Origin of the sequence: Lysinibacillus sp. FSL L8-0126 (assembly GCF_038630385.1) — a bacterium.
Taxonomy (GTDB): Bacteria; Bacillota; Bacilli; order Bacillales_A; family Planococcaceae; genus Lysinibacillus; species Lysinibacillus fusiformis_D.
Genome location: NZ_CP152028.1, coordinates 2,034,918 through 2,047,719, shown reverse-complemented (window position 1 = coordinate 2,047,719; position 12,802 = coordinate 2,034,918). Strand labels below are relative to the sequence as shown.

Here is a 12,802-nt window from a genome sequence, read left to right as displayed (position 1 = left end):
CCTATAGTCCATATGCAAAGCCTAATCCGTTTGTCACGGGATTAGTAAACGTTTGACATTTAATATGATATAAAGCTTCTATTGTTTCCGGTGTTAAAACCTCTGCTGGTGTGCCATGCGCATAGATTTCACCATCTTTGACCGCATAGAGATAATCACAGTAATGGGCTGCCATTTCTAAATCGTGAAGCGCTGCTAAAACACCGATGTTTAAACTTCTAACACAGGATAGTATTTCGATTTGATAACGAATATCTAAATGGTTTGTTGGCTCATCCAAAATCATAAATTTAGGCTGCTGAGCAATCGTTCTTGCTAAAATAACTCGTTGCTTTTCGCCACCAGATAGTGAAAGAAAACTACGCCCTCTATAGGATTGTAAGTTCGTACGCGTTAACGCCTCTTCCACTATGTCAAAATCCTTTTGGTTATCTGACTCTAGCATTTTTTTATGAGGTGTTCTGCCTAACATCACCATTTGCTGTACCGTTAAATCAAAATGCATTTCATTGAATTGCCCAACTACACCTAAGTGCTGAGAAATCTTTTTTTCAGGACTCTTCAAAACATCTAAATCATCTAAAAAAACCATCCCTTTTTGAGGCACAAGGCTTTTATAAATACTTTTCAACAAAGTTGACTTTCCGCATCCGTTTGGTCCGATTAAGCCCACAAATTGTTGCTTATTCACATGAATGGATATGTTTTTTACTATTTCCTTTTTGCCGATCTTTACCTCTATTTCCTTTGCTACTAATTCCATTGTTCTACCCTCCGAAGTTGTAACCTTTTTTTACAATCATATAGATAAATAATGGCGATCCAATGACAGAAGTAATGATACCAATTGGTAATTCAACATTTTGGATTAATGTTCGAGACAGAATATCCGCCCAAATCATGAAAAGACCACCTAAGAGCAATGTTCCTAACATTAATCGTTTATGGTCTGCTCCAAAAATGCCTCTCGTGATATGTGGAATAATTAAACCAACAAAACCGATCATACCCGCATAAGCAACCATTGTTCCTGTAATGAGCGAAGTAAGGATCATGTACAATTTGCGATAAGCACTTAGATTGATACCTAATGTGATAGCTGATTCATCTCCAAGTAGCATTGTATTTAGCACACGATGTTGGAAAAGGAATAACGCAGCCCCTAGCACAATCACAATTGTTAAAATCGGTGTTTTATCCCAGCTAGCAGAGGCCAAGCTTCCCATAGACCAAAACGTAACGGTTTTAATGCCCTCAGCATTATTCGCAAAAAAGATAATAAGACTTGAAAAAGAACTACATAATGCTCCAATGACAACACCTGATAAAACAAGTTTGACTGATGTCGCTTTACCACCAATGCTGGATAAGATCAGCACTGCCATAGAGGTAATCATCGCCCCTGCAAATGCTCCAAAGGCTACCCCAAACTGTGCCAACAATGCACTACTTCCAAAACCAACTAGAATGGCAAAGGTTGCACCCAATGACGCCCCTGAAGAAATACCAAGTATGTATGGATCAGCAAGGGGGTTTTGTACAACCGCCTGCATGACAGTCCCGCATAGTGCAAGTCCAACGCCAATCAATAATGCAAAAACCACACGAGGCATTCTGACCTGTAAAATAATATTCAAGTAGGATTCACTATCCACACTATCAAGCGAGCCAAGCTTCCCGTTGGATATAGTATGTAGCAAAATATCCATTGATTGCTTAAAAGGTATGCTGACTTGTCCTATTGATACAGAAAAAACGGCAGATATTAAAATGGCGCCTATTAAAAGCAAGATAATAACATAATAAATATTGCCCATTCCTATTCTGTTAGCTTCCTGATTATCCAAGATTTCACCTCTATCTAACAAACTATTAGTTAATGATAACGATTATCATTTTCATTTTGTATTGTAAGTGATAATCTTTTGAAAAACAACAGGAAAATTTTTAATTATAGATTATTCATACATTTAGTAGATGAATAATCCACTAATGGCGCTTTCATTCACTAAAATTATTTTTTCGTTGAGCATCACAACAATAAGTTTAGAAATCCCATTTATTATATAGAAGAGAAAATTTAGGAATTTCTAATTAACTAAATATAATCAACAATTGAATGCGAAAATGCTCGCTTTTATTTTTAACTATTGGTCTGTTTTATTTGGTTTATGATTATCTCATTGTTGAACTAGAGGAATTAGCTATAGGAGAATTGCAATTGGAATCCCCCTCGCCTAACTACCTTGACTAAAGGGTAGGCAACAGGAAAATCAGTAATCGATGATGGAGGTGAATTTAAACAATTTATTGGAGCTATGATGAAATCACCCTGCTGTTAAATGGATCATCGACTATAAATAGAGCTCATTGGAAAAAGGGTACTAAATGGGACAAATATAGAGCGATATACTTGTTACAAGCGCTGTACATTTAAGCTATTCATTATAAAAACCACTTCCCATAAAGTTATGGAAAGTGGTTATGTTTAGTCAAAAATTTTAGCTGAAACTAAAACTTACATCATGCCTGGCATACCGCCCATGCCGCTCATATCTGGCATTGCTGGTGCTGCTTCTGGAATATCTGCTACAACTGCTTCTGTTGTTAAGAATAGCGCTGCAACTGATGCTGCGTTTTGTAAAGCTGAACGAGTTACTTTTGCTGGGTCCACTACGCCTGCTTCCATCATGTTTACCCATTCGCCAGTAGCTGCATTGAAACCAATGCCAACTTCTTCACGTTTTAGGCGATCCACGATGATTGAACCTTCAAGACCAGCGTTATTAGCGATTTGGCGAACTGGTTCTTCTAAAGCACGTAAAACGATTTTCACACCTGTAGCTACGTCGCCGTCTACTGATTCAGCTGCTTTTTCCACTGCTGCATAGACGTTAAGAAGGGCTGTACCACCACCTGATACGATACCTTCTTCAACAGCGGCACGAGTAGAGTTTAGGGCATCTTCAATACGAAGTTTACGTTCTTTAAGCTCAGTTTCTGTTGCAGCACCAACTTTGATAACTGCTACGCCACCTGCTAATTTTGCAAGACGTTCTTGTAATTTTTCTTTATCGAATTCTGATGTTGTTTCAGCAAGTTGTGCACGGATTTGACCAATGCGTCCTTCGATTGCGTCTGCACCGCCAACACCTTCAACGATTGTTGTGTTGTCTTTTGTTACAACAACTTTTGCTGCACGTCCAAGTGAAGAAATATCCGCTGATTTTAGGTCTAAGCCTAATTCTTCAGTAATTACTTGACCACCAGTTAGGATAGCGATATCTTCAAGCATTGCTTTACGACGATCACCGAAGCCTGGTGCTTTTACTGCTACAGCATTGAATGTACCACGAAGCTTGTTCACAACAAGCGTTGCAAGTGCTTCACCTTCCACGTCTTCAGCAATGATTACTAATGGACGACCTTGTTGTACCACTTGTTCTAATAATGGTAATACTTCTTGAATGTTTGTAATTTTTTTATCAGTAATTAAAATGTATGGGTTATCAAGAACCGCTTCCATTTTATCTGTGTCAGTTACCATGTAGTGTGAAGCATAGCCACGGTCAAACTGCATACCTTCTACTACATCAAGTTCTGTTGTGAAGCCTTTAGATTCTTCGATTGTAATAACGCCGTCGTTACCAACACGCTCCATTGCTTCAGCGATCAGTTGTCCAACTTCATCATCTGCAGCAGAAATAGCAGCAACTTGTGCAATTTCTTCTTTATTGCTTACTGGACGAGAAATAGCGTGTAATTCTGTAAGTGCAGCAGCAACTGCTTTATCAATACCTTTGCGGATACCTACAGGATTTGCACCAGCCGTAACGTTTTTCAAGCCTTCACGAATAATTGCTTGTGCTAATACTGTTGCTGTTGTTGTACCGTCACCAGCGATTTCATTTGTCTTAGAAGCAACCTCTGCTACTAATTTTGCCCCCATGTTTTCATATGGGTTTTCTAGCTCGATTTCTTTAGCGATTGTTACACCATCATTTGTAATAAGTGGTGAACCGAATTTTTTTTCTAAAACAACATTACGCCCTTTTGGTCCTAATGTTACTTTTACTGTATTCGCTAATTTATCTACACCTTGTAACATTAATGAACGAGCGTCTTCTGAGAATTTAATATCTTTTGCCATGAGAATTTACCCTCCTGAAATGGAATATTCGTTAAGCTTCTTCAATATATTTATATCAATTTCATCTTATTGTCATTTTCGTTAAACAAACAATAAGCCTTCACCTTTATTTAAGGTGTGAATAATGTACTTATTCAATAATTGCAAGAATATCGCTTTCGCGTAAAATTAGGTATTCATTACCTTCAAATTTAACTTCTGTTCCAGCGTATTTAGAGAAAATAATGCGGTCGTCAACTTTAACGTCAAGCTCTACACGTTGCCCGTTCTCTAATACACGACCTGTCCCAACTGCTACTACTTTACCCTCTTGTGGTTTTTCTTTTGCAGAGTCAGGTAGTACAATACCGAATGCAGATTTCTCTTCTACCTCGATTAGTTCAATTACAATACGATCTCCTAGTGGTCTTAACAAGTGAAACAACCTCCTAATAATTAAATAATTGTTAAAATTTATTAGCACTCTATATCAATGAGTGCTAACACAATTATTATGATAATCAATCACACTTTTTTTTGCAAGCCAGAACTTCGAAAAATTTTGTTTTCTTTCCATATTCCTCTACAATAGAAAGGAAGCATATGAATGGAAAGGATTTTGACTGTGACTAATTCTCAAAAAATAACGAAACATAAAAAAACAGCCCTGTATGTCTTATTAATTTATATCTTGATGCAGATTTCAAGCAGATGGCTGCTCTTACCGTTTCATAAGCTCGTTATGAAGATAACTGGTCTAGCTTCTGAACAAGCGGCTCCCATTACTCAAGGCTGGTATATTGCCCTTAGTTTTGCTATTGCGCTCATTTTAAGCTTAATCCTAACATCTCGTGATAAAGCCTTTTGGAACATTTATCAAGGAAAAAAGGAAACGATCCCTCTTACAATTGTTTGGGGAATCTTCGGTTTCTTCCTCGTGTTTTTTGGTCAAATGATTGGTGCCGCTATTGAGATGGCTGTTTTCGGTATCGAAGGAGGTTCCCAAAATACCGCAGATATCGTCGCTATAGCTCAAGGTGCTCCCGTTGCTATATTAGCGATTGTTGTATTTGGGCCTATTTTAGAAGAATTCGTCTTCCGCAGAGTCATATTTGGCTCGCTTGTCCAAACAACAAATTTCTGGGTGGCGGCTATAGTAAGTGCCATATTCTTTGCGATTATCCACTTCGACTTCTCGCATATCTTGCTTTATACCATTTGTGGCTTAATATTTGCCTTTTTATATCACAAAACAAAACGCATTTGGACTTCTATTATCGCACACGTTATGCTTAATGGATTTGTGACACTTGTACAATTCTATGCAGAGCCATTGCAAAAGTTTCTTCAAGAACTAGAAAAAATGCAATAATTTTTTGTAAAGTCATCGTAAAGCGGAATTAGAACACAAAAGCTCGGTGTCCCATTGAGGGCACCGAGCTTTATCTATTACTGTTGATTCAATTCTTCTATTTGTCGTCGTTGCTGCTCAAGCGCCTCTTCAATTTGACGCTTTTGCTCCGCTTCCTGTTCTTCTTTTAAACGAATTTCCTCTGATTTAAGATATTTCTTATAACCAATCCGAGAAATCATAATACTAATTTCATACAAGATAAACAATGGCACAGAAACCATTAAATGTGACGCCAACTCAGGCGGTGCAATAATCGCTGCACATACAAATAAACCAAAGTATGAATATTTACGAATTCGAATTAGTAAATCTGGACTTAATATACCAATTCGCGAAAAGAATAAAACAACAATCGGTAACTGGAATAGAAAACCAAAGGGTATTGTAAGCTTAAACAAAAATGTAAAATACTCATGTATACCAATGGTTTGCTGTATCTCCAAATCATTCGATAAATTCATCATGAATTTTATGACATACGGGAAGAGTAAAAAGTACGAAAAAGATAACCCTGCAATAAACAATAGAAATGAATATGGTATATAGCTTAGAGTGGCTTTACGTTCTACTTCTCTTAATCCAGGGCTAATAAACGACCACAATTGATACATCAACACTGGCGATGAAAGAATAAAGGCAATTATAAAAACAACTTGGATATAAATTGCAAGTGGTGTGACTACGTCAAATGCATGAAGCTCAATATTATATTTTGCTCCAGTCATTTGAAGGTATTTAACAAGCGGCTTTGCGACGAAAAAGCCGCCAGCCATAGCGAGAACAAAGAAAACGGCAACAATGAACAGCCGTTTTCTTAATTCTTCTATATGCTCAATGACAGTTAGATCTTTTGGATTCATTCCTCAAACATCCTAACTTACTTATCTAGTTCTTTCTTTTTCTTGTCATCATCATCTTCGTCGGCTAAACCTTTAGTAGCATTTTTGAATTCACGTAGTGTTGAACCAAATGCCTTACCAAGCTCTGGTAACTTCTTAGGGCCAAAAATTAATAACGCGACAATTCCGATAATAATGAGGCTCATAGGACCAATTCCACCCATTACAGCCACCTCCTCTTTATATCCATCATTTTAACGCATATTTCGCCATTTTGCTAACTAATTATATGTGAAAGTTTTTCGTCTCTCTCATAGGTTTACCCGCATTTTATTAAAAAATATTATTTGACAGAAATGGTGAATTACACTTAAAAATATGTATTATTTTCACACTTCCTGATTACGAATTAAATAGATAAGCGCTTGCAATTCTACCGATAAATCAATGGTTAAGAGCTGCATTCTATCTGGTACTGTTAACCGTTCTGGTGTAAAGTTTAAAATACCTTTTGCATTCATTGCTGCTAAACGATCCGCCATTTTTTGTGCGGAGCGTGGTGAAACGGTTAAAATCGCAAGCTCTGCACCGTATTCAGCATACTTCTCCTCCAGCAAATCTGGATGAAAAACAGGAATATTACTAATCATTTTGCCATCCTTCGGTGCTTTAGAATCGAATGCTACGACAATATGTGTATTATGGTTTTTTTGAAAATTATATTTTAATAATGCACTGCCCAAATTCCCCACGCCAATTAACGCTACTTTTGTCGCTTCATGTTGATCAAGCGTCTGGCTAAAAAATTGTAATAAATGCTGCACATCATAGCCATAGCCCTTTTTACCAAGAGCGCCAAAATAAGAAAAATCACGGCGAATCGTTGCAGAATCTATTTTCATCGCTTCACTCAGTTCCTTCGACGAAATACGTTCCATACCTTCTTGTGCAAAGTTTTGAATAAATCGATAGTAAAGAGGAAGTCTTTTTGTAGTGGCTTGTGGGATTTTTAATTCTTGTTTCAAACTTTCTCCTCCTTATGATGAACCTCAATCAATTTTACTGTATTTAACTACTAATTTTAATACATTTATCCTTAACTATATACAACATTTTTGCAATCCACTAGCGTATTTCTCTTTAGTTAATGGCGCTTTGTACGCAACTAACTAAAAAGAAATCGTTTCAATCTTACATGACTGCTAGGAATAAGTAAAGCACCTACATTGCATGCAAATCGTTCATCCATTACACTAAGGTAGAATTGAGGTGTCAAGAATGATTGTTTTACAGGTCAATCAACTAACTAAATCCTTTCTTGCAGATGAAATTTTAAGTGGTGTTAAATTAGAAGTTCAACACCGTGATCGCGTTGCCTTAGTAGGGCGAAACGGTGCAGGTAAATCGACTTTATTAAAAATAATCGCTGGTCAAATGTCCTATGACTCTGGGGATATCATTATCCCAAAGGGCGTTCAGGTTGGCTATTTAGAGCAACATGCTGGATTAAATTCTACGTTAACTATTTGGGATGAAATGATGACCATTTTCGAACCGCTTTTAGCTCAAGAACAAACGCTCCGCTCGCTCGAACAGCAGATGGCTGATCCTACCGTTTACGAAAATTCCACTCTGTATGCGAAAGTTATGTCGGAATACGATCAACTACAGCATACTTTTAAGGATGCTGGCGGCTATCAATATGAATCGGACATACGTTCAGTGCTTCATGGAATGCAGTTCTATCCCGAAGACTATGATAAACCCATCAGCTCACTATCTGGTGGACAACGCACACGTTTAGCACTGGCTAAGCTTTTACTTAGTAAACCAGACCTTTTAATTCTCGATGAGCCTACGAACCATTTAGATATCGAAACATTATCTTGGTTGGAATCTTATTTAAAGAGCTATGAAGGAGCTATTTTAATTGTTTCCCATGACCGCTACTTCTTAGACCAAGTCGTTTCCATTGTCTACGAGGTGTCACGTCATCGTGTTACAAAATATACAGGCAATTACAGTGCTTATTTAGATGAAAAGGCTAAAACCTATGAACGCGATGTCAAACTTTTTGAGCGTCAGCAAGATGAAAAGGCCAAGCTAGAAGATTTTATCCAAAAGAATATTGCACGTGCCTCTACAACAAAAATGGCACAAAGTCGACGTAAAATGCTTGAACGAACTGAGTGGATGGAATCGCCAGATGGTGATGAGAAATCCGCTAGTTTTGGTTTTACTATCGAACGTCAAAGTGGTAATGATGTTTTATCCGTCGATGATTTAACAATCGGCTATGATGATCAGCTAATATCTAGTGGTATTAACCTGCGCACTTTTCGCGAGGATCGGATAGCCCTTGTTGGACCAAATGGGGTTGGTAAATCAACATTATTAAAAACAATTGTGAAAGATTTAACACCTCTTGCAGGTGCTATTCGTTATGGTACTAATGTACAAATTGGCTATTATGATCAAGAGCAAGCAAAGCTTTCAAGCAATAAAAGTGTCTTGAAAGAGCTATGGGATGAATGGCCGCTCATGAATGAAAAAGATATTCGCACTGTCTTAGGACGCTTCCTATTTAGTGGAGAAGATGTGGATAAAACCGTATCCTCTTTATCAGGCGGTGAAAAAGCACGCCTTGCACTGTCAAAATTAATGATGCAAAAGGCCAATTTTTTAATTCTCGACGAGCCTACAAACCATCTAGACTTAGATAGTAAAGAGGTTCTGGAAAATGCACTGATTGATTATCCTGGAACGCTTCTATTTGTCTCCCATGACCGCTACTTCATTAATCGTATCACAACGAAAGTGGTGGAGTTGTCTGGAACTGGGTCATTTGAATATTTAGGTGACTATGATTATTATGTAGAGAAAAAACAGGAACTGTTGGAGCTAGCGCAAATGAAGGCTGCCTCCCAACTACAAGTACAGCAAGACCTACCTGATAAGACTTCTACCTCTAAAATTGATAAAGAGGCAAAAAAACGCGAACGTCAAATTAGACGTACTATTGAAGAACTAGAAGTGAAGATGCAAGAAACAACAGCTATCATTGATAGACTCGAGGAAGCTCTCTGTGACCCTGCAATTTTCACGGATCACGAAAAAATTTCACAGCTTCAAGACGAATTAGCTACTGCTAAAGAACAGCATGAGCGATTGGAATTAGAATGGTTAGAGCTAAATGAGGAACTTGAAAATATGAATATGTAGTTACTGATTTTAAGCCATGTGCCTCGCCGCATGGCTTTTTTCTTTACACACCTTTATTTTTCATATATATTGGTCAAGTGCTATTTTTCGACAAAAAGTGCCCACAGTTTTATACACACTATAAATCTAGTAATACCAACATATCAACAGAGTTTTCCACATTGTCCACAATCAAAAATTATTTTATCCACATCATCCCTTGTAAAACATGCTACTATATATTGAATAATCACAAGTTATGCACAAGTTATCAACATATTGTGCATAAGTACGCGTGTTCGGTACTTAGTTCGCTCCATTACCTGTGGATAATTTTCTGAAAAATTTGTCAATTAACGTGTTGAATATTATTATTCTCTTCGCAACGTTCATTTTTTATCAACAAATTTTCGACAATCAAAAAAAGAGATATCTTCAATAAGATACCTCCTTCATTTACTGCTACACCCAAGATTTTAACTCCATTCCGGGACGTCCATTCATCATTAAGTTTCCTCGAACCCCCGCCTCAAACATTGGCATGGCTGCTGCTCCAATCATTGCCGCATTATCTGTACACAATTTGAGTGGTGGTACAAAAAATGGGATACCTTCCTCGGCAAATACAGCCTCTAAAGCGCTTCGCAGACCTTTATTCGCTGCTACACCACCAGCTGCTATGACCTGCTTCACCTGATATTCGCGAGCAGCACGCAATGTTTTCGCTGTCAGTACTTCGACAACACTTTCCTGAAAACCTTTAGCAACGGCTGCTGGCGAAATAGCTTCGCCTCGTTGATCCATATTGTGTTTATAATTGATGACTGCTGATTTTAAGCCACTAAAGCTAAAATCATAAGAACCCTCCTCTAACCAAACTCTTGGAAAAGGAACAGCCTCTTCACCCTCATGAGCAAGCTGATCAATACGTGGTCCACCTGGATAAGGTAAGTTTAAAACGCGTGCCACTTTATCATAGGCTTCACCAGCTGCATCATCTCGTGTTTCACCAATGACCTCAAAGGAGCCATGTTCCTTCATATAAACAAGCTCTGTATGACCACCTGATACGACAAGTGCCAACAAAGGAAATTCCATTGGCTGAACAAGTGCATTGGCATAAATATGTCCTGCAATATGGTGGACGCCAACAATCGGCAAGCTGTTAGCAAAAGCAAAAGCCTTAGCTGCGTTAATGCCAATCAATAATGCCCCTACAAGACCTGGGCCCTCTGTAACAGCAACTGCATCTAAATCGGCTGGCTTTAAATTAGCTTGTGCCAGTGCTTCTTCTATTACTACTGTAATTTGTTCAACATGATGACGTGATGCAATTTCAGGTACAACCCCACCAAATCGCTTATGACTTTCTATTTGAGAAGCCACAACATTCGACACAATTTCATGACCATTTCGAATAATCGCTGCAGCTGTTTCATCACAACTTGATTCTATTGCTAATATCAATCCATTATTCATTATAAATTCACCCACATGACAAGGGCATCCTCCCCGTTATCAGTATAATAGCCTTTCCGTATGCCACCATCTTGGAATTGAAGCTTGCGATAGAGATTTTGTGCAACCATATTTGTTACACGTACCTCTAACGTCATGACCTCCATTCCATGTAAACGAGCTATTTGCATCGCCTCACGCATTAACCCCTCGCCTATCCCTCGGCCACGTGCCTCCTCAATAACAGCTACATTTGTAATTTGAGCTGCATCTATGACCATCCACATCCCACAAAAACCAATAATACTGTCATTTTCATCTATAGCCAGCACATAATGCGCATACTGATTTTCATGCACTTCGTAGTAAAAGGAATCTAACGTCCATGGCACTGGAAATGAAGTCACTTCAATTTCATAAACCGTTGGCACATCGTCAGAAACCATTTTACGATAAGTTACATTCCTACTCATGTTCCTTCTCCTTCTGTTCTTTCAGCCAGTTCGCCTCAGCTTCTGCAATCCGTTTATATTGTGGAACAAAGTGATGGATAGCTTCGACTCTAGGTAACTCTAATTTCGTTGCTACACGAATGACTTCCGTTGCGCGTGGCAAGTCAATACTAAATGGTGCACGTACTGCTGTATCACCAAGCACCTGCTCAATATTCTCCCAAAATATATCAACATCTGTTCCTACAAATAGAATAGGCGCCTCTAATGCCTTTAAACGCACTAATAAATCATCAATATGTACATGATGATCCTCCACAAGGACCTCTAATGTCTCGCCCTGATAAACAGCTGTGTAAACATTGCCTCTTCTAGCATCAATAATTGGACAAATCAATCCGTTGTAAAGAGCAGCATTAGCAGCCAATGTCTTTAAGCTAGATACACCAACTAAAGGCTTCTGTAATGTCCATGCTAGGGTTTTTGCTAATGTCACGCCTATACGAACACCTGTATAAGAACCTGGCCCTTCAGACACTGCAATCGCATCCAAGTCATTCGGTTTTAACCCTATTCGTGCCAAGATTTCTTCAATCGCCGGCATTGCACCTGCAGAATGTGTTAATTTTATGTTTTGTACCATCTCGGCCACCACTTTGCCATCCTTCACAACTGCAATGGAGAGTGGTGTATTTGCTGTTTCTATTCCTAACCAAATCATTTCATTAGCTCCTCACATAGTGCCTCATAGCGTTCTCCACGAGGTATTAACACAAAGCGTCGTTCATTTTCTCCGATTCGGTAAATCTCTATCGCTAAGCGATCCTGTGGCAAATCCTGTTCAATTAAATGCGCCCATTCGACCACTGAAACTGCATCTCCATAAAACAGCTCATCCCAGCCAAGATCTTCATCACTTTCTGCTAACCTATACACATCTAAATGATTAAACGGTAATCTCCCCTCATACTGCTTAACAATCGTAAATGTTGGACTGTTGACTGTTCGTTTGACCCCAAGTCCCTTTGCCAAGGCTTTCGTAAATGTTGTCTTGCCAGCACCTAGATCCCCTTCTAATGTAATCGTATCTTGAGCTTCTAGTATATTGGCAAGTTTAATGGCAAAACGTTCTGTATCATCAACTGAATTCATGATTATTTCATACATATTCTTTTTTCCTCTCATCACTACATTACCTCTAGTTTACCTAAACTAACGAAAATGTTCAAAGCATCCAATATCATTTATACCTGCTTTGATTGTGCTTGTTAAAAAGCCCTGTTCTGTGATGACAATAGTTAGGTAACCT

At 38.4% G+C, this 12,802-nt stretch carries 13 protein-coding genes; 2 read left to right on the top strand and 11 right to left on the bottom strand.

All coding sequences use genetic code 11. The annotated features are described in order from the left end of the window. Position 1: 1 nt before the first annotated feature. The 4 genes from MHI34_RS10020 to groES all read right to left on the bottom strand — a co-directional run bounded on the left by MHI34_RS10020 (position 2) and on the right by groES (position 4,565). Positions 2–763: an ABC transporter ATP-binding protein gene (locus MHI34_RS10020; RefSeq protein ID WP_036118991.1), complete on the bottom strand. Its 762-nt coding sequence runs from the start codon at positions 761–763 to the stop codon at positions 2–4. A gap of 4 nt (positions 764–767) precedes the next feature. Continuing rightward, positions 768–1,817, bottom strand: coding sequence for an iron ABC transporter permease (locus tag MHI34_RS10015; protein ID WP_180957836.1), 1,050 nt, complete (start codon positions 1,815–1,817; stop codon positions 768–770). A 701-nt stretch (positions 1,818–2,518) separates the two neighbouring features. Beyond that, entirely contained in the window at positions 2,519–4,150 is a 1,632-nt protein-coding gene (gene groL, locus MHI34_RS10010) for a chaperonin GroEL (protein WP_058843576.1), read from the bottom strand. A gap of 130 nt (positions 4,151–4,280) precedes the next feature. After that, entirely contained in the window at positions 4,281–4,565 is a 285-nt protein-coding gene (gene groES / locus MHI34_RS10005; RefSeq protein ID WP_004224358.1) for a co-chaperone GroES, read from the bottom strand. Between the two features lie 171 nt (positions 4,566–4,736). On the opposite strand from groES, the gene MHI34_RS10000 reads away from it, so the two are divergent. Then, positions 4,737–5,501, top strand: coding sequence for a type II CAAX endopeptidase family protein (locus MHI34_RS10000; RefSeq protein WP_058843575.1), 765 nt, complete (start codon positions 4,737–4,739; stop codon positions 5,499–5,501). Positions 5,502–5,578: 77 nt separating this feature from the next. Here MHI34_RS10000 and tatC read toward each other — a convergent pair whose 3' ends face one another. From tatC to MHI34_RS09985, 3 genes are all read right to left on the bottom strand, one after another. Then, entirely contained in the window at positions 5,579–6,403 is an 825-nt protein-coding gene (tatC, locus tag MHI34_RS09995; protein WP_036119000.1) for a twin-arginine translocase subunit TatC, read from the bottom strand. Positions 6,404–6,420: 17 nt separating this feature from the next. After that, on the bottom strand, positions 6,421–6,606 hold the full coding sequence (locus MHI34_RS09990; RefSeq protein WP_010857065.1) for a twin-arginine translocase TatA/TatE family subunit: 186 nt from the start codon (positions 6,604–6,606) through the stop codon (positions 6,421–6,423). 165 nt (positions 6,607–6,771) lie between these two features. Then, positions 6,772–7,407 (bottom strand): redox-sensing transcriptional repressor Rex, encoded by a 636-nt coding sequence (locus MHI34_RS09985; protein ID WP_036119002.1) that lies wholly within the window; start codon positions 7,405–7,407, stop codon positions 6,772–6,774. 253 nt (positions 7,408–7,660) lie between these two features. On the opposite strand from MHI34_RS09985, the gene MHI34_RS09980 reads away from it, so the two are divergent. Further along, positions 7,661–9,604 (top strand): ATP-binding cassette domain-containing protein, encoded by a 1,944-nt coding sequence (locus tag MHI34_RS09980; RefSeq protein ID WP_058843574.1) that lies wholly within the window; start codon positions 7,661–7,663, stop codon positions 9,602–9,604. 441 nt (positions 9,605–10,045) lie between these two features. Here MHI34_RS09980 and tsaD read toward each other — a convergent pair whose 3' ends face one another. From tsaD to tsaE, 4 genes are read right to left on the bottom strand one after another with little or no spacing between them, the layout of a single operon-like run. Further along, positions 10,046–11,062, bottom strand: coding sequence for a tRNA (adenosine(37)-N6)-threonylcarbamoyltransferase complex transferase subunit TsaD (tsaD, locus tag MHI34_RS09975; protein WP_058843573.1), 1,017 nt, complete (start codon positions 11,060–11,062; stop codon positions 10,046–10,048). After that, on the bottom strand, positions 11,062–11,514 hold the full coding sequence (gene rimI / locus MHI34_RS09970) for a ribosomal protein S18-alanine N-acetyltransferase (protein WP_058843572.1): 453 nt from the start codon (positions 11,512–11,514) through the stop codon (positions 11,062–11,064). The genes tsaD and rimI overlap by 1 nt, the downstream gene beginning before the upstream one ends. Continuing rightward, entirely contained in the window at positions 11,507–12,214 is a 708-nt protein-coding gene (gene tsaB / locus MHI34_RS09965; RefSeq protein ID WP_342504387.1) for a tRNA (adenosine(37)-N6)-threonylcarbamoyltransferase complex dimerization subunit type 1 TsaB, read from the bottom strand. Before tsaB ends, rimI begins: the two co-directional genes overlap by 8 nt. Then, positions 12,211–12,660 (bottom strand): tRNA (adenosine(37)-N6)-threonylcarbamoyltransferase complex ATPase subunit type 1 TsaE, encoded by a 450-nt coding sequence (gene tsaE, locus MHI34_RS09960; RefSeq protein ID WP_036119017.1) that lies wholly within the window; start codon positions 12,658–12,660, stop codon positions 12,211–12,213. Before tsaE ends, tsaB begins: the two co-directional genes overlap by 4 nt. Positions 12,661–12,802: the final 142 nt, after the last annotated feature.